Consider the following 16,265-nt stretch of genomic DNA (forward strand, 5'->3'; position numbering starts at 1 on the left):
CGCAATGCCGGAGAACGAAAAAGCCCGCCGGAGGGGCGGGCTTTGCAGGGACTAGCGCGCGGCGCGCTGTAAGATGATGCTGGAGGGCTGGCGCTGTAGAAAACGCATCCGCAGCATCATCATGATGGCGGCGGAGGTCAGGCCGATGATAAATCCACACCAGAAACCGGCGGGCCCCATGCGTGGCACAACCATATCGGTCAACGCCAGCAGATAGCCGCTCGGCAAACCCAGCACCCAGTACGCGGTAAAGGTAATAAAAAAGATAGACCGGGTATCTTTATAGCCGCGCAGAATGCCGCTGCCGATCACCTGGATGGAGTCGGAGATCTGATAGATAGCCGCCAGCAGCATCAGGTGTGAGGCCAGCAGCACCACCTCGGGATTATCGTTATACAGCAGGGCAATCTGTTCACGCATCAGCACGGTAAAGATAGCGGTAAATACCGCCAGACAGACGCCCACGCCCACGCCGGTGCGGGCCGAAACCTGGGCATCGATCGTTGAGCCTTGTCCGAGACGGAAGCCGACGCGAATGGTGACCGCCGCCGCCAGCGATAGCGGCAGAACGAACATCAATGAGCTGAAGTTAAGCGCGATCTGGTGACCGGCGACGTCAATGATCCCCAGCGGGGAGACCAGCAGCGCGACGACGGCAAACAGCGTGACTTCAAAGAACAGCGCCAGAGCAATGGGCAGCCCCAGCTGCACCAGCCGTAACAGGACGGCGACATCGGGGCGGCTGAAGCGCTCGGCGCAGCGGATATCCCGCATCGAACGCGCCCGACGCACCCACCACAGCATGCTGGCGAACATCACCCAGTAAACCGAAGCAGTCGCTACGCCACAGCCGACACCGCCCAGCTCGGGCATGCCGAAATGACCATAGATAAAGATATAGTTCACCGGAATGTTGACCAGTAAGCCGATAAAGCCCATGACCATCCCGGGTTTGGTTTTCGCCAGCCCTTCACACTGATTACGGGCAACCTGGAAGAACAGATAGCCCGGCGCGCCCCACAGCAGCGCGCGCAGATAGCCAACCGCCTTCTCAGCCAACAGCGGGTCGATATTATGCATGGAGCTGATGATATAGCCGGCGTTCCACAGCACGACCATAATCAGCACCGAGACAAAGCCGGCCAGCCAGAAGCCCTGACGCACCTGCTGTGCGATGCGATCCCGCCGTCCGGAGCCGTTAAGCTGCGCCACCACCGGGGTCAGCGCCAGCAGCAGCCCGTGTCCAAAGAGGATCGCCGGCAGCCAGATGGAGGTCCCGATGGCCACGGCGGCCATATCCGTGGCGCTGTAGCCACCCGCCATCACGGTATCGACAAAACCCATCGCTGTCTGCGCCACCTGCGCAAGGATGACGGGTATAGCCAGAGCTAATAACTGACGCGCTTCAACGAAATACTTCTGCACGTGAACACCTTTATTTTGTTGTTATTTTGAGACTAAAAAAGCCGCCGTAACTGGCAGCAAGGGGATAAAAATGAGGAATTTCCAGTCTATTGTAGCGAGGATTAGCCATTAAGCCAGTGAAAAAAGAGTCGAGGCACGAAGCGCGCTGGCAACCGCTTTGCCCTCCTGTTATTGTTCCCGATAGCGAAAACGGTAATGATACCGTCATGATTTTCAACAGGAGCCTAACATGTTTACTGGTATTGTTCAGGGAACCGCGAAAGTGGTCTCCATTGATGATAAACCCAATTTTCGCACCCATGTGGTGGAGCTACCGGCGCATATGCTGGAGGGGCTGGAAACCGGCGCCTCGGTAGCCAATAACGGCTGTTGCCTGACGGTGACCGAAATAAACGGCGCGCACATCAGCTTCGATCTGATGAAAGAGACGCTGCGGATTACCAACCTCGGCGATATTCAGATCGGGGATGAAGTGAACGTCGAGCGGGCGGCGAAATTCAGTGATGAAATCGGCGGGCATCTGATGTCCGGCCATATTATGACCACCGCGGAAATCGTGAAGATCCTCACTTCCGAAAATAACCGTCAGATCTGGTTTAAAGTGCAGGATCCGACGCTGATGAAATATATCCTTTATAAAGGTTTCATCGGTATTGATGGCATTAGCCTGACGGTGGGCGAGGTGACGGCAACCCGCTTCTGCGTGCATCTTATCCCGGAAACGCTGCAGCGGACCACGCTGGGCGCGAAAAAGCTGGGTGACCGCGTCAATATTGAGATTGACCCGCAAACTCAGGCGGTTGTCGATACGGTTGAACGCGTGCTGGCCGCGAAAGACGTTGCGTCTAAGGTGAATGAAGCCTGAAAAAAATCCCCCGCCGGTGAGCGGGGGAGATTTTGTTAGCGGGCGATGCGTAGCCCATGTTCAATGCCGCGCGAGAACACTACCTGCCAGAGCTGAATGTCACGGGCGCGGAAGGCGCCGGCGCAGGCGTTCAGATAATAGCTGAACATCCGTTTGAAACGTTCAGAATAGTTATCGGCAATTTCCGGCCAGCTGGCGAGAAAACGCTCATACCAGGCCATCAGGGTGGTGTCATAATCGGCGCCGAAGTTATGCCAGTCTTCCATCACAAAGTGCTTCTCGCTGGCATCGGCGATCTGCCGAACCGACGGCAGACAGCCGTTGGGGAAGATATATTTATCGATCCACGGGTCGACGTTATGGTCGGTGACTTTGGAACCGATGGTGTGCAGTAAGAAACGGCCGTTGGGTTTCAAATTACGATCCGCGACCTCAAAGTAGGTGGCGTAATTTTTCGGTCCCACGTGCTCGAACATACCGACGGAGACGATACGGTCAAAGCTGTCGTGCAGATCGCGATAGTCCTGGAGCCGAATCTCCACGTCAAGATCAGCGCAGCGCGCCTGGGCCATCTTTTGCTGCTCGGCGGAGATGGTCACGCCGACAACGCTGACCTGGTAATTTCGCGCCATATACTCGGCGAGCCCGCCCCATCCACAGCCGATGTCCAGTACCCGCATCCCCGGCTCAAGCTCCAGCTTACGACAGATGAGGTCCAGTTTAGCCTGCTGCGCCGCTTCGAGGGTTTGCGCCTCTTTCCAGTATCCGCAGGAATACTGCATGTAGGGGTCAAGCATTCGGCTGAAGAGATCGTTGCCGAGATCGTAATGCTCTTTGCCAACAATCCAGGCGCGTTTTTTACTTTGCAGATTGAACAGGCGAGCGCCTGCGATGCGGAGTGTATCTTTGAAATGGTGAGGGAGCTGTTTTTCCAGTCCGGCGCGAAGCACTTTGTGGAAGAATATATCCAGACGCTCGCAGTCCCACCAGCCGTCCATATAGCTTTCGCCTAACCCCAGCGACCCCTCCTGCAGGACACGTTTAAAGAAAAGAGGGTTTTTAATTCGCAGGTCTGACGGCGCGGAGCCATTGATTTCTATTCCCGCACGGCCCAATAATTCAGCTGCAATCCGGTACCAGTCATCATTTGGTACACTTACTTCTTCTATACACGATGAACTCATAGCTTCTCCATCACGCCCAAGTGATCAGAACCTTAAAACAGCGTAGACGCTTTTTTGGCTTTGTGAGAAATCTCACGGATAATCCGTGAAGTCGCTATCCGACGTAGAACAGAGGAAGGGAGATAACCCTTGCCGAAAGGCCTTCCATGGTGAAACGGAGGCATCCTGCATCCGTTAATATTTAACTATTTTCTATTTATGTGAACCCGGATCCAGTATAGGACGCTAAGTACTGGCTTTCAATAAAATTTTCTTAGCATGCTAACGACTGGTCCGGGCAACGGCGATGGGCGTTACGCGTGGGAAGAGTGGGGGGTCAGCTCCGGCGTTTGCTGCAGGCGATAGCCGATTCCGGCTAAGCCAATCGAGACCAGCATCACGCTGGTGGTGGTCAGCAGCGGCGTGGCGATCAGCGCCGATACCAGCAAACTGGTCAGGAAGCACAATCCCAGCTGCAGCGTATTCTGCAGCGCCGCCGCGCGGCCCGTTGCCTGCGGGAAGGGTTTCAGCGCCTGGGCGACCACAATGGGATAGATCCCGCCGTTGACCACCGCCATCATGCAGAACGGGATCATTAACGCCACCAGCGAGGCATGCGTTTGCAGGCCGACCAGCCAGGTGGCGGCAACGCTGACGGCGAAGACCACCAGCAGCCACGGCAGCATCTGTTGTCCTGACCATTTTTGCAGCAGCGCGCGACAACCATAGCCGCCCACCAGAAAGGCGATGGTCTGTGGGATATAGCTCAGGCCGATAGCGGTTGGGCCATAGCCCATTTCGTGCAGGATAAAAGGTGAACCGGTAAGCCAGGCGAAGAAGCTGGCGGAGCAGGCGGCGTAGATCAGGACGTTGCCGCTGTATTCCCGGGAGCGCAGCAGCGCGAGAAAGGTGATCTTCTGCTGCGTCACTGCTACCGACTTTGCGGCTGCCTTCAGGCGCAGGGCAGGCAGCATCAGCAGCAGAGTGATGGCAAACAGGGTGGCGAAGATGGCTTGCCACTCGAAGTGCACCAGTAGCCAGCTACCCAGCAGCGGGGCCAGCGCTGGCGACAGTCCTACCAGCGGCATAATGGTGGCGAAGATGCGGTTCGTGCGCTGGGCAGGATAGTAATCGGTGACCATCGCCTGCCAGGTAACGGCCGCGGCACAGACGCCAATCGCCTGCAAAAAGCGCAGCGCCAGCATCAGGGTAGCGTTGTGCACCCACAGCATCCCCAGACAGCCGGCCGCGAAAATTGCCAGGCCGCTCAACAGTACCGGTTTGCGCCCATAGCGGTCCGACAGCGGCCCCCAGAACAGCTGCCCCAGCGCGAAGCCGGCGAGGAACAGGCTCAGGCTGGCGCTGATGGAGGCAGCGGAGGTATTGAGATCCTGCTGCATGGCGGCAAACGCCGGCAGGTACATATCGGTGGCCAGAAAGCCCAGCACGCTCAGGCCGGCCAGCCAGACTAAAAATCCTTTCCCAGGTTGTGACATAACGTTCTCATTTTTGGAGTACAGGTACGATGCCGCAGAGTGTAGGGAGTGCATTGTGGCTTGTGAAACGCTAATATTTGTCACATGCATTCAAAAATTTTGCAGGCAGAAAATGTGGTCTGAATACTCTCTGGAAGTGGTTGATGCCGTAGCCCGCAACGGCAGCTTCAGCGCGGCCGCGCAGGAGCTGCACCGGGTGCCCTCCGCCATCAGCTATACCGTGCGTCAGCTTGAAGAGTGGCTGGCCGTTCCCTTGTTTGAGCGCCGCCATCGTGATGTGGAGCTGACGCCCGCAGGGGTCTGGTTCTTACAGGAAGGGCGCTCTGTTATCAAAAAAATGCAGATCACCCGCCAGCAGTGCCAGCAAATCGCCAACGGCTGGCGCGGGCAGCTGTCGATCGCGGTGGATGATATTGTGAAACCGGCGCGGATGCGCCAGATGATCGTCGATTTCTATCGCCATTTTCCCGACGTCGAGCTCATCGTTTTCCAGGAAGTGTTCAACGGCGTATGGGATGCGCTGGCCGACGGCCGTGTAGAACTGGCGATTGGCGCAACGCGATCTATTCCGGTCGGGGGCCGCTATGCGTTTCGCGATATGGGGATGCTGAGCTGGGACTGCGTGGTGGCGAGCGATCACCCGCTGGCGAAGATGGAGGGACCCCTGAGCGATGATGTCCTGCGTAACTGGCCGTCGCTGGTGCGGGAGGATACGTCACGTTCACTGCCCAAACGAACAACCTGGCTGCTGGATAACCAGAAGAGGGTGGTGGTCCCCGACTGGGAATCGTCGGCCACCTGTCTGTCGGCGGGCCTCTGCGTCGGCATGGTGCCGAGCCATTTCGCCCGACCATGGGTAGATCGCGGCGTGTGGACCGCGCTGGCGCTGGAGAATCCGTTCCCGGATGCCGCCTGCTGTCTGACCTGGCAGCAGAGTGATGCCTCACCGGCGCTGAACTGGATGCTCGACTATCTGGGGGACAGCGACACGCTGAATCGGGAATGGCTGCGGGCGCCGGAGTGATCCGCGCCCGCCAGATGCCTTACCGACGATAATCGACAAACGGGCCATCCGCCACGGAGCGGCGTTCGACCAGACGAGGATGCACTTCGATAGACTGCGACTCTTCACGCTTATTAACGATACGATCCAACAGCATGTTAAATGCGGCTTCGCCCAGGGAATCTTTCGGCTGATGAATAGTGGTTAACGCCGGGCTGAAATAGCGGGCGTTACGCACATTATCATAACCGATCAGCGAAATGTCCTGCGGCACCCGCAGCCCCATTTCATCCGCCGCGCAGATAGCGCCCATCGCCATGATATCGCCGCCGCAGAACACCGCCGTCGGACGGTGCTGCTGGCTTAAGATCTGCTGCATAGCGCGGTAGCCGGACTCCGGCTCGAAGTCGCCCTGCACAATCCAGTTTTCCGGCACGCTGATATGCGCCTCTTTCATCGCCTGCATAAAGCCGGCCAGGCGGCCTGCGCCGGTGTTGCGCTCCAGCGGACCCGGGATCACGCCGATTTCACGATGGCCACGTTCAATCAGGTAGCGTCCGGCGATATAGCCGCCCTGGAAGGCGTTATCGATCACCGCATCGGTGAAGTCGGCTTTTGCTTCGCCCCAGTCCATCACCACCATCGGGATATGGCGATACTCTTCCAGCATGCTCAATACCGAATCCGGATATTCGGAACACATCACCAGCAGGCCGTCGACACGCTTCTGTGCCATCATCGACAAATAGGCGCGCTGTTTTTCCGGATCGTTCCATGCGTTGCCGAGGATCAGGGTGTAGCCCTTCTGGAAGCAGCTCTTTTCAACAGACTCAATAATTTCAGCAAAATAGGCGGCTTCGCTACTGGTCGCCAGCAGACCAATCGATTTTGTATGATTGACTTTCAGGCTGCGGGCCACGGCGCTCGGCGAGTAGTGCAGCTCTTTAATCGCCGCCCACACCGCATTGCGCGTCTCTTCGGCAACGAAACGGGTTTTGTTAATTACATGTGATACAGTTGTAGTGGAAACGTTTGCGCGCTTCGCTACATCTTTAATAGTTGCCATTACATCTCACTCCATGCCTTGACCTGATCGCCTGATCATCGATACGTAAACGTTTGCCTACACACACCCTGAATACAATTTTCAACATTGCATCACGTCGGGAAAACGACACAGAACGACAGGAAGGGGTCAATGGCCGATACGCTTTTAAATTAGCGTGGGATTTTGTCCGATCTTGGGGCAAAGTGGAAGAGCAAAAATGTGCATCGCCCTAAATCCCGGAAGATTTTTGCGATTTTTTGTGCAAAAATGAGCAAGCTCACTTTTGGTGTGGGGATAACAAGAGGGAAAAATGATGGATACCAATTTAAAGTTTTCGCTGATCACCACGGTTATTGCCCTCGGCGTGATCGTCGCTTTCAGCCTGACCGCCATACTGCACTAATGTTCCAGTGAGGGAGGAGCGCGGCCTCCTCCCCGTATCCCGCCATTATTATCAATTCTGCAAAAATCTTTTGTCATTTCGTTCACTTTTGTTTTTTTGTGATTGATGTCATGCTTTTGACTTCTGATGTTACGCCGTCGTCTCTGACGGTCTGATGGAGTCATTGAATGAAAATCAACTTTCCTTTACTTGCGCTGGCGATCGGCGCCTTTGGCATCGGTACCACCGAGTTCTCCCCGATGGGATTGCTGCCGGTGATTGCGAAAGGTGTGGACGTCTCGATACCGGTAGCGGGAATGCTGATCAGTGCGTATGCCATCGGCGTCATGGTCGGCGCACCGCTGATGACGCTGCTGTTGTCGCATCGCGCACGGCGCAATGCGCTGATTTTTCTGATGGGGATCTTCACCGTCGGCAACCTGTTGTCATCCATTGCGCCGGATTACACCACCTTGCTGCTGTCGCGCATTATTACCAGCCTTAACCACGGTGCTTTCTTTGGCCTGGGATCAGTGGTCGCAGCCAGCGTCGTGCCAAAGCATAAGCAGGCCAGCGCGGTAGCCACGATGTTTATGGGGCTCACCATCGCCAACATCGGCGGTGTACCGGCGGCGACCTGGCTTGGCGAAACCATCGGCTGGCGGATGTCCTTCCTGGCCACCGCAGGGTTAGGCCTGCTGGCGATGGTCAGTCTGTGGTTCTCTCTGCCGAAGGGCAGCGCCGGTGAGCGCCCGGATGTCAAAAAAGAGCTTTCAGTCCTGCTACGCCCGCAGGTACTCTCCGCCTTGCTGACTACCGTGCTCGGTGCCGGGGCAATGTTTACGCTGTATACCTATATCTCGCCAGTGCTCAATACGCTGACCCACGCTTCATCGCTGTTTATTACCGCGATGCTGGTGCTGATTGGCGTTGGTTTTTCGCTGGGCAACTATCTGGGCGGCAAATTCGCCGACCGGTCGGTCTCTGGCACGCTGAAAGGCTTTCTGCTGCTGCTGATGGCGATCATGCTGGCGATCCCGCTGCTGGCGCAATCCCAGGCTGGAGCGGCCATCAGCATGATTGTCTGGGGCGCAGCCACCTTTGCGGTGGTTCCGCCGCTGCAGATGCGGGTCATGCGCGTGGCGCATGAAGCGCCGGGGCTCTCTTCTTCGGTGAATATCGGCGCGTTCAACCTCGGCAACGCGCTGGGCGCCGCCGCCGGTGGGGCGGTGATCTCTGGCGGACTGGGCTATGCGTTTGTGCCGGTGATGGGGGCGATTATCGCCGGTCTGGCGCTGCTGCTGGTCTGGTTCAGCGGACGAGCGCAGCCGGAAGAGGCCTTTGCCAGCCAGTAACGCGAGTGTAGGGAAGGGCTAAAAAAAACCGCAGCCGGGGAGACCCTGCTGCGGTTTGTCGTTTATGCCGCCAGGTTGGCCGCAACAAACTTCCAGTTAACCAGCGCCCAGAAATGGTCCAGGTAGCTTGGACGGGCATTGCGGTAGTCGATGTAGTAGGCGTGTTCCCAGACGTCAACGGTCAGCAGCGGCTTCGCGTCGGTGGTCAGCGGGGTACCGGCGTTGCTGGTGGAGACGATAGCCAGGCTGCCGTCGGCATTTTTGACCAGCCAGGTCCAGCCCGCGCCGAAGTTTTTCGCTGCGGCATCGGTAAATTTGGCTTTAAAATCCGCAAAGCTGCCGAAGGATTTGGCAATCGCGGCCGCTAACTCGCCTTCCGGTTCGCCGCCGGCGTTCGGCGCCAGGCAGTTCCAGTAGAAGGTGTGGTTCCAGACCTGGGCTGCGTTGTTGAATACGCCGCCTTCAGAAGTGCGGACGATCTCTTCAAGAGATTTGCCTTCGAACGCAGTGCCTTTGATCAGGTTGTTGAGGTTAGTGACATACGCCTGGTGGTGTTTACCGTAGTGATATTCCAGGGTTTCTGCGGAAATGTGCGGCGCCAGGGCGTCTTTTGCATATGGTAATGCAGGTAATTCAAACGACATTGCTACTCTCCTTATAACTTTTTGTTTTATCTCACATTGACAAGATGAGGTTTTCATCTGAATCGTGTTCTGGCCACCCGACGCTGTCGCGTCACGGGCTGTTATTGTATTGAGAATGTTAACATTTGCCGCAAGCAGTGAAAAGCCTTACAACGATAAAGGCTATTGCCGCAGGCGCAACTGATGAAGGCTTAACCGTTTTCTACGGGGCGAGGCGTCAAACCGCTCGCAGATGTTGCAAAAATGTATAAGGAGACGCCGTCTGCGCTTTTCCGACTCTCGCAGGGAAGGTTTAACGTCTTCTGTTTTTCTCTGACGATCGCAGCCGCGCATCATGGTTGAGGGTGATATGTCTTTAAAATTAATGGTTTAATTAAAATATGCGCCCAGGCAATCGCCGCTATGCCAATAATTCATTGTCTATTTTGCTATTTGTATGACAAATATGACCGCCGACATGAATTTCCCACAGGATGGCTACGATGGCAAAAACAGGTGAGGCGGTGAGCCCGAAGATGATCCCGGTTGTGCAGGGGATCGTTGACTGGATCGAAGCCCATATTTTAGACACCCTGCCGGTCAGCACGATTGCGAAAAAGTCCGGTTATTCGCACTGGTATTTCCAGCGGCAGTTCGCCATGGTGACCGGCTGCACGCTGGCGAACTACGTCAGTCGGCGAAAAATGACCATTGCGACAATCTATTTAACGCAGACGCAAGCGTCGATACAGAGTATTTCTCAGTGCCTGGGATACGACGGACAGGCCGCTTTCTGCCGGACCTTTCACCGTCACTTTGGTATGTCGCCCACCCGCTATCGTCGGGAAGCGCCGGGCAAGGAGATGAATATGCAGTATCCTTTGACGGTAGAAGGGAAAGACGCGCAGATGAGGCGGTCTGCCGCCGTAGCGGCAGACCAGGATCAGCGAATGGTTTTCGGAGTCATGACGCGACGAGCGCCAACATAATGGCGAACCCAGTAATCCTCGCTCAGGGAGGTGATTTGTATATCACGACCTGTGCGTGGTGACTGAATAAATTTCCCGTTGCCGACGTAGACGCCAACGTGGTCGGCAGTACCGCGTCCGCGGGTGCGGAAGAAGACCAAATCGCCGCTCTGCAGTTCATCACGATCCACCGGACGCGCATCGCGCAGGTGGTACATTTCATTAGCCGTACGCGGGATGTGAATTTTGACCAGGTCCTTATAGGCGTAATAAACCAGTCCGCTGCAGTCAAAACCGGTACGTGGCGAGGTGCCGCCCCAGCGATAGGGTTTACCCAACTGGCCCATCAATTTGTTCATGGCGGTACTTTGCGCTTTCTGCACCCGGACTTTATGGGCGTCGGCGATCGTTAAATTCGCATCGCTGGCCTCAGGTTTACAGCGTTTTTTATAGCCCTTACGCACCACGCATTTGCTTTTGACGCTGTTCAGCGCCAGGGTCGGCTCGGCGCTGGCGGCGACTGTTTTCGCGCACTGCTTTTTATAACCTTTACGCAGCACGCATTTTTTCGTCGCGCCGGCGGCCTGACGATGAAGTGCGGTTTGGCTTGCTGCGGTAGTGCGGGAAGGGAGCCGGGTGCTCGAGGACTTTTTACTGGTGGTTTTAGCGGTGGTTTTACTTTTTTGACTGGTAGCTTTTTTCTTGCGCTCTGAGCCACTTTTCGCGGGCAACGCCTTTGGCGAAGCGGAGGCGTGCGTATGCCCTGACGCCTGAGCCAGTGGCGTGAATGAGATAGATGTGAACAGTAATGCACAGAGCGATATCGCGATTTTGTTTAGCCGCGCCACTGAGCAATCCCCTGATTAATTACAGACATGTACAAATGCCTGACGATGAATGACAAACCGGAATGATTCTAAAGCATAAAAACCCGGAAAGTTAATATTCTTTTGTATCAAAAATGTCGATTGGTTAACGATTGCAAGAAAACGCGTCAGACATTGACCGTCTCGCACAGAAAATGCGCAATGAGCGCCCGCCTGCGACGGCAAAATGATATTTTTAAGGCAACTTCGCGCAACAGAAGATAAAATATGAATAGTGAAAAAAATGTTATTATCCGTCCTGCCTACAGGACGCTACAATGACAAGTTACTGCCGTAGAAAGAAGTTTAAGGAAGCACGACAATGAGCTCGACTTTAGAAAAGATCCAACGCCAAATCGCTGAAAACCCGATCCTGTTGTACATGAAAGGGTCGCCGAAGCTGCCAAGCTGCGGTTTCTCTGCCCAGGCCGTTCAGGCGCTGTCCGCCTGTGGCGAACGTTTTGCTTACGTTGATATCCTGCAGAACCCGGATATCCGCGCCGAGCTGCCTAAATACGCCAACTGGCCGACTTTCCCGCAGCTGTGGGTAGACGGTGAACTGGTGGGCGGCTGCGATATCGTCATCGAAATGTACCAGCGCGGTGAACTGCAGCAGCTGATCAAAGAGACGGCGGCGAAGTACCACACCGACGAGCCGAAAGCGGAGTAATTCCCGCCATCCGTAAAAAAGCGACTTCCTGGAAGTCGCTTTTTTTATTACTCCGGGGTGGCCACGGGCAGCGGCCAGCCGCCCAGACGCTTCCAGCGGTTCACAATCTCACAAAACAGCTGCGCCGTCTGCTCGGTATCGTACAGGGCGGAGTGGGCCTGCGCGCCATCGAAGGCCATACCCGCGGCGATACAGGCTTTCGACAGCACCGTCTGGCCCAGCGCCAGCCCGCTCAGCGCGGCGGTGTCGAAGGTAACAAACGGATGGAACGGATTGCGTTTAAGCCCCGCGCGTTCGGCGGCGGTCATGGTGAAGCTGTGGTCAAAGGTCGCATTGTGCGCCACCATGATCGCCCGGCTGCAGTCGCTCTCTTTCATCCCTTTGCGTACCATTTTGAAGATGGCATGCAGGGCATCGTATTCGCTGACGGCGCCGCGCTCCGGGTCGTGCGGGTTAATTCCGTTAAAGGCCAGCGCTTCGGGCTGCAGATTGGCGCCCTCGAAAGGTTCAACATGGAAATGCAGCGTTTCATCGGGCATCAGCCAGCCTTGCTCATCCATCTTCAACGTAATGGCGGCGATCTCCAGCAGGGCGTCGGTTTTGGCATTAAATCCTGCGGTTTCAACATCAATCACCACCGGATAAAAACCGCGGAAACGGTCGCACAGACCATTCAGTTGAGCATTCTCGGACATCAGATTCTCTTAGCTGGAAAAAAGTAGCGCGCATTATGGCAAATTTTGCCGCGGCTTGCAGCAGGCAGGGGTGAAAACAACGGGCGCCGCAGCGCCCGGGCGAGCCATGGCATTAAAGAGGCCTGGCTCGGGAAGCGTTAGTTGCCCAGACCTTTGCCGGCATCTTTCTCTTCAATGAGCTCGATTTTGTAACCGTCCGGATCTTCCACGAAGGCGATGACGGTGGTGCCGCCTTTTACCGGGCCGGCTTCACGGGTGACGTTGCCCCCGTTCTGGCGGATCCGTTCGCAGGCTTCGGCGGCGTTGTCGACGCTCAGCGCGATATGGCCGTAGGCCGTACCCAGCTCATAGCTGTCCACGCCCCAGTTGTAGGTCAGTTCGATCACCGCGGTTTCGCTCTCTTCGCCGTAGCCGACAAAGGCGAGGGAGTATTTGTATTCCGGGTTTTCGCTGGTGCGCAGCAGCTTCATGCCCAACACGTTGGTATAGAAGTCGATAGAACGTTGCAGGTCGCCAACGCGCAGCATGGTGTGGAGTAAGCGCATAATGTCCCCTATGCAGTTTATTTGATAGATCAGAACCTTGAGTATAGCGGCGATACGTCGCCGCTATCAATGGAGGGATTACAGCGTAGGGTAGTCGGTGTAGCCTTCCGCGCCGCCGCCATAGAAGGTTTCCGGGCGCTGCGGGTTGAGTGCCGCTTTTTTCTGCAGGCGGGCCACCAGATCCGGGTTGGCGATATAATCGCGGCCAAAGGCCACAGCATCAATCAGCCCTTTATTGATAAGATCGTTGGCTTTTTCTACCGTGTAGGCGCCAGCGCCAATGATCACGCCCGGGAAGCGGTCGCGAACTTTCTGACGGAAGGCTTCGCTGTACGGCTTGCCGCCCGCCCAGTCCGGCTCGGACATGTGCAGATAGGCGATACCGCGTTTCGCCAGTTCGCTAATCAGATACAGTGCGTCTTCTTCTTCGTTCGGGCCATTATCCACATTCTGGAAGCTGCCAATCGGCGACACGCGGATGCCGATCCGGTCAGCGCTCCACTCTTTGCTCACGGCGTCGACCACTTCCAGTACCAGACGGGCGCGGTTCTCCACGCTGCCGCCGTACTGATCGGTACGCTGGTTCGCCGACGGCGAGAGGAACTGGTGCAGCAGATAGCCGTGGGCCGAGTGCAACTCAACCAGATCGAAGCCAGCGTCACGGGCATTGCCGACCGCCTGACGGAAATCGTCGACGATCCCCGGGATCTCTTCGGTTTCCAGGGCACGCGGCATCGAGGTGTCGGCGCGAATAGCATGGCCGTTTTCATCGCGCAGGGAGGTGCGAGTACCGGCGCTCAGCGCAGACGGTGCTACCGGCGCGGCGCCGCCAGGTTGCAGGCTGCTATGGGAAATACGCCCGGTGTGCCACAGCTGGACGGCGATACGGCCATTTTCCGCATGAACACCGGCGGTGATTTTCTGCCAGGCGGCAATCTGCTCCGGGCTGTGCAGGCCTGGCGCGCCGGCATAGCCTTTGGCCTGGGCAGAAATCTGCGTCGCTTCGGTGATGATCAGGCCGGAGCTGGCGCGCTGGCGGTAGTATTCGCCCATCAGCGGGGTAGGGATATCGCCCGGCTCGATGCTGCGCAGACGCGTCAACGGCGCCATAAATACGCGATTAGGGACGGTGACCGCACCGACTTTCAACGGGCTGAATAATTTTGCTTCCGACATAGTGACTCCTGAGTAGACCGGTCGTCTAGTAACTGATGAAATAAAAACGCCTGTTATACCGCAGGCGCCGCAATAATCTGTTTGGCGTGGGCAAGGGCGCTTTCCAGCGGCCTTGCGCTACGCGTAATTTTGGCCTGCAGGTTGGCCCCGAGCCACAGGGAATACAGCACCTGCGACAGGGTCATGGCCTCGCCGTCAAACGCCAGACTGCCTTCCTGACGTCCTTTCTCCAGCGCGTCGCCCAGCAGGGCGATAATCTGACTGGCACCATGGTCCATGGCGGTACGCATATCTTCCGACAGGTCGCAAACCTCTGCCGACAACTTGACGGTAAGACAGCCGCTAATAATCCCCTGCTGGCAGAACTGATTCAGCGTGTGCTGATAATAAGCCAGCAGGCGGTCACGATAGTTGCCGTCGCCATGATCGAAGTGGTCGACCAGGCGCTGCAGATATCCGGTGTAGTGATGTTCGAGCAGCGCGACGCCGAAGGCTTCTTTAGAGCGGAAGTAATGGTAGAAAGAGCCCTTAGGCACTTCCGCCGTCTTCAGAAGTTCGCTCAAGCCCATTCCGGTAAAACCGCGATGCATACAGAGCTGCTCGCCGGTGACCAGGATATGTTCTCGGGTATCGCATTCGCTGTGTCTGTTCATGGAGCACACTGTAGTAGACCGATTGGTCTAATGCAAGCGTCGGCGGAAAAATGTTAGCTGGCGCAGCACGTAGTGAACAAAATTTGCGTCGGCGCGGGGAAACGTCTTCAATGAAAGGAGACGAGGGGACAGGAGGCGTGTGGTGGCAGAGCAGTTAGAGTTTTTCCCGGTGCAGAGCCCGTGCCGGGGAATATGTCAGACCGACGAGCGCGGCTACTGTCGCGGCTGTTTCCGCAGCCGTGAGGAACGTTTTAACTGGCAAACGATGAGCGATGCGCAGAAACAGGAGGTGTTGCGTCTCTGCCGCCAACGGCTGCTGCGCAAAATACGCGCGAACAAGCCGGAACCGGCGGAAGAACCGCAGCAACCCTCACTGTTTTAAACCAAAAAGTACGTATACTCAGTACACTTTTTTATTGAGGAAGCGGTTATGGTTCAGCGTATTGCTATGGCTCCCCAGGGGCCGGAATTTTCGCGTTTTGTGATGGGCTACTGGCGTCTGATGGACTGGAAAATGTCGCCAGGCGAGCTGGTCAGCTTTATTGAACAGCATCTCGATTTAGGCGTAACCACTGTCGATCACGCCGATATCTATGGCGATTATCAGTGTGAGGCTGCCTTTGGCGAAGCGCTGAAGCTGGCGCCGCATCTGCGTAATCGCATGGAAATTGTCAGCAAATGCGGCATCGCCACCCGGGCGCGGGCTGAAAACACCATCGGCCACTATATCACCGACCGCGACCACATCGTGCTGAGCGCTGAGCAATCGCTGCGTAATCTGGCGACGGACCATCTCGATCTGCTGCTGATCCATCGGCCGGATCCGCTAATGAATGCCGATGAAGTGGCTGAGGCGTTCCTCGCGCTGCATCACAGCGGAAAAGTGCGCCACTTTGGCGTATCTAACTTTACCCCAGCCCAGTTCACTCTTCTGCAGTCGCGTCTGCCGTTTACCCTGGCCACCAATCAGGTCGAAATCTCGCCGGTGCATCAGCCGCTGTTGCTCGACGGCACGCTCGATCAGCTGCAGCAGCTGCGTATTCGTCCGATGGCGTGGTCCTGCCTTGGCGGCGGACGCCTGTTCAATGAAGAGGGCTTCCAGCCGCTGCGCGATGAGCTGGCGCAGGTAGCGCATGAGCTCAATGCCGACAGCATCGAGCAGGTGGTCTACGCCTGGATATTGCGTCTGCCCTCGCAGCCGCTGCCGATTATCGGCTCGGGCAAAATCGAACGAGTGCGTTCCGCGATCGTGGCCGAAAAACTTAGCATGACCCGTCAGCAGTGGTTCCGTATCCGCAAAGCCGCGCTCGGTTACGACGTACCGTAACGGGC

The 16,265-nt window shown here is 56.5% G+C and carries 18 protein-coding genes; 8 read left to right on the forward strand and 10 right to left on the reverse strand.

The window, feature by feature from the left end:
• Positions 1-51: 51 nt before the first annotated feature.
• Entirely contained in the window at positions 52-1,425 is a 1,374-nt protein-coding gene (gene mdtK, locus R0140_RS11875; protein WP_012541512.1) for an MdtK family multidrug efflux MATE transporter, read from the reverse strand.
• A gap of 229 nt (positions 1,426-1,654) precedes the next feature.
• On the opposite strand from mdtK, the gene R0140_RS11880 reads away from it, so the two are divergent.
• Positions 1,655-2,290, forward strand: a complete 636-nt coding sequence (locus R0140_RS11880) for a riboflavin synthase (protein WP_012541513.1) — start codon at positions 1,655-1,657, stop codon at positions 2,288-2,290.
• Between the two features lie 35 nt (positions 2,291-2,325).
• Here R0140_RS11880 and cfa read toward each other — a convergent pair whose 3' ends face one another.
• Both cfa and punC read right to left on the reverse strand, forming a co-directional pair.
• Positions 2,326-3,474: a cyclopropane fatty acyl phospholipid synthase gene (cfa, locus tag R0140_RS11885; RefSeq protein ID WP_008804616.1), complete on the reverse strand. Its 1,149-nt coding sequence runs from the start codon at positions 3,472-3,474 to the stop codon at positions 2,326-2,328.
• Between the two features lie 293 nt (positions 3,475-3,767).
• Positions 3,768-4,949, reverse strand: a complete 1,182-nt coding sequence (punC, locus tag R0140_RS11890; protein ID WP_012541514.1) for a purine nucleoside transporter PunC — start codon at positions 4,947-4,949, stop codon at positions 3,768-3,770.
• Positions 4,950-5,061: 112 nt separating this feature from the next.
• Between punC and punR the strand changes: the two genes are divergently transcribed.
• Positions 5,062-5,973: a DNA-binding transcriptional activator PunR gene (gene punR / locus R0140_RS11895; protein WP_012541515.1), complete on the forward strand. Its 912-nt coding sequence runs from the start codon at positions 5,062-5,064 to the stop codon at positions 5,971-5,973.
• A 19-nt stretch (positions 5,974-5,992) separates the two neighbouring features.
• Here the strand turns inward: punR and purR are convergent, their stop codons facing one another.
• Positions 5,993-7,018 carry an HTH-type transcriptional repressor PurR gene (gene purR / locus R0140_RS11900; RefSeq protein ID WP_004202888.1) on the reverse strand — a complete coding sequence of 342 codons (1,026 nt, stop codon included), beginning with the start codon at positions 7,016-7,018 and terminating at the stop codon, positions 5,993-5,995.
• Positions 7,019-7,310: 292 nt separating this feature from the next.
• Here purR and R0140_RS11905 point away from each other — a divergent pair, with 292 nt between their 5' ends.
• Complete coding sequence (locus R0140_RS11905; protein WP_012968036.1) at positions 7,311-7,403, forward strand: cytochrome bd-I oxidase subunit CydH; 93 nt, start codon at positions 7,311-7,313, stop codon at positions 7,401-7,403.
• A 167-nt stretch (positions 7,404-7,570) separates the two neighbouring features.
• Positions 7,571-8,737: an MFS transporter gene (locus R0140_RS11910; protein WP_002907773.1), complete on the forward strand. Its 1,167-nt coding sequence runs from the start codon at positions 7,571-7,573 to the stop codon at positions 8,735-8,737.
• Between the two features lie 62 nt (positions 8,738-8,799).
• Here the strand turns inward: R0140_RS11910 and sodB are convergent, their stop codons facing one another.
• Positions 8,800-9,381, reverse strand: coding sequence for a superoxide dismutase [Fe] (gene sodB, locus R0140_RS11915; RefSeq protein WP_002907771.1), 582 nt, complete (start codon positions 9,379-9,381; stop codon positions 8,800-8,802).
• 482 nt (positions 9,382-9,863) lie between these two features.
• On the opposite strand from sodB, the gene R0140_RS11920 reads away from it, so the two are divergent.
• Entirely contained in the window at positions 9,864-10,349 is a 486-nt protein-coding gene (locus tag R0140_RS11920; RefSeq protein ID WP_032740455.1) for a helix-turn-helix domain-containing protein, read from the forward strand.
• On the opposite strand, the gene R0140_RS11925 is transcribed toward R0140_RS11920, so the two are convergent.
• Entirely contained in the window at positions 10,304-11,176 is an 873-nt protein-coding gene (locus R0140_RS11925) for a C40 family peptidase (protein ID WP_012968037.1), read from the reverse strand. The genes R0140_RS11920 and R0140_RS11925 overlap by 46 nt on opposite strands.
• 340 nt (positions 11,177-11,516) lie before the next feature.
• On the opposite strand from R0140_RS11925, the gene R0140_RS11930 reads away from it, so the two are divergent.
• Positions 11,517-11,864 (forward strand): Grx4 family monothiol glutaredoxin, encoded by a 348-nt coding sequence (locus R0140_RS11930; protein WP_002907768.1) that lies wholly within the window; start codon positions 11,517-11,519, stop codon positions 11,862-11,864.
• 47 nt (positions 11,865-11,911) lie between these two features.
• On the opposite strand, the gene rnt is transcribed toward R0140_RS11930, so the two are convergent.
• The 4 genes from rnt to R0140_RS11950 form a co-directional block, all read right to left on the reverse strand.
• Positions 11,912-12,559, reverse strand: coding sequence for a ribonuclease T (gene rnt, locus R0140_RS11935; RefSeq protein WP_008804623.1), 648 nt, complete (start codon positions 12,557-12,559; stop codon positions 11,912-11,914).
• Between the two features lie 137 nt (positions 12,560-12,696).
• Positions 12,697-13,104, reverse strand: coding sequence for a lactoylglutathione lyase (gene gloA / locus R0140_RS11940; RefSeq protein ID WP_002907764.1), 408 nt, complete (start codon positions 13,102-13,104; stop codon positions 12,697-12,699).
• A gap of 78 nt (positions 13,105-13,182) precedes the next feature.
• Entirely contained in the window at positions 13,183-14,280 is a 1,098-nt protein-coding gene (locus R0140_RS11945) for an alkene reductase (RefSeq protein ID WP_008804624.1), read from the reverse strand.
• Positions 14,281-14,333: 53 nt separating this feature from the next.
• A complete protein-coding gene (locus tag R0140_RS11950) occupies positions 14,334-14,933 on the reverse strand; it encodes a TetR/AcrR family transcriptional regulator (protein ID WP_008804625.1) in 600 nt (199 codons plus the stop codon).
• Between the two features lie 139 nt (positions 14,934-15,072).
• Between R0140_RS11950 and R0140_RS11955 the strand changes: the two genes are divergently transcribed.
• Together R0140_RS11955 and R0140_RS11960 are read left to right on the forward strand one after the other, a co-directional pair.
• Positions 15,073-15,315, forward strand: coding sequence for a DUF1289 domain-containing protein (locus R0140_RS11955; RefSeq protein ID WP_008804626.1), 243 nt, complete (start codon positions 15,073-15,075; stop codon positions 15,313-15,315).
• 48 nt (positions 15,316-15,363) lie between these two features.
• A complete protein-coding gene (locus R0140_RS11960; protein WP_008804627.1) occupies positions 15,364-16,260 on the forward strand; it encodes an aldo/keto reductase in 897 nt (298 codons plus the stop codon).
• Positions 16,261-16,265: the final 5 nt, after the last annotated feature.

The sequence above is a fragment of the Klebsiella sp. w6 genome (assembly GCF_033100215.1).
Classification (GTDB): domain Bacteria; phylum Pseudomonadota; class Gammaproteobacteria; order Enterobacterales; family Enterobacteriaceae; genus Klebsiella; species Klebsiella variicola.

Bases quoted from the DNA above. Each gene is read 5' to 3' on its own strand.
- R0140_RS11880 (WP_012541513.1), top strand. From the start codon at position 1,655: ATGTTTACTGGTATTGTTCAGGGAACCGCGAAAGTGGTCTCCATTGAT.
- cfa (WP_008804616.1), bottom strand. From the start codon at position 3,474: ATGAGTTCATCGTGTATAGAAGAAGTAAGTGTACCAAATGATGACTGG.
- punC (WP_012541514.1), bottom strand. From the start codon at position 4,949: ATGTCACAACCTGGGAAAGGATTTTTAGTCTGGCTGGCCGGCCTGAGC.
- punR (WP_012541515.1), top strand. From the start codon at position 5,062: ATGTGGTCTGAATACTCTCTGGAAGTGGTTGATGCCGTAGCCCGCAAC.
- purR (WP_004202888.1), bottom strand. From the start codon at position 7,018: ATGGCAACTATTAAAGATGTAGCGAAGCGCGCAAACGTTTCCACTACA.
- R0140_RS11905 (WP_012968036.1), top strand. From the start codon at position 7,311: ATGATGGATACCAATTTAAAGTTTTCGCTGATCACCACGGTTATTGCC.
- R0140_RS11910 (WP_002907773.1), top strand. From the start codon at position 7,571: ATGAAAATCAACTTTCCTTTACTTGCGCTGGCGATCGGCGCCTTTGGC.
- sodB (WP_002907771.1), bottom strand. From the start codon at position 9,381: ATGTCGTTTGAATTACCTGCATTACCATATGCAAAAGACGCCCTGGCG.
- R0140_RS11920 (WP_032740455.1), top strand. From the start codon at position 9,864: ATGGCAAAAACAGGTGAGGCGGTGAGCCCGAAGATGATCCCGGTTGTG.
- R0140_RS11930 (WP_002907768.1), top strand. From the start codon at position 11,517: ATGAGCTCGACTTTAGAAAAGATCCAACGCCAAATCGCTGAAAACCCG.
- rnt (WP_008804623.1), bottom strand. From the start codon at position 12,559: ATGTCCGAGAATGCTCAACTGAATGGTCTGTGCGACCGTTTCCGCGGT.
- gloA (WP_002907764.1), bottom strand. From the start codon at position 13,104: ATGCGCTTACTCCACACCATGCTGCGCGTTGGCGACCTGCAACGTTCT.
- R0140_RS11945 (WP_008804624.1), bottom strand. From the start codon at position 14,280: ATGTCGGAAGCAAAATTATTCAGCCCGTTGAAAGTCGGTGCGGTCACC.
- R0140_RS11950 (WP_008804625.1), bottom strand. From the start codon at position 14,933: ATGAACAGACACAGCGAATGCGATACCCGAGAACATATCCTGGTCACC.
- R0140_RS11960 (WP_008804627.1), top strand. From the start codon at position 15,364: ATGGTTCAGCGTATTGCTATGGCTCCCCAGGGGCCGGAATTTTCGCGT.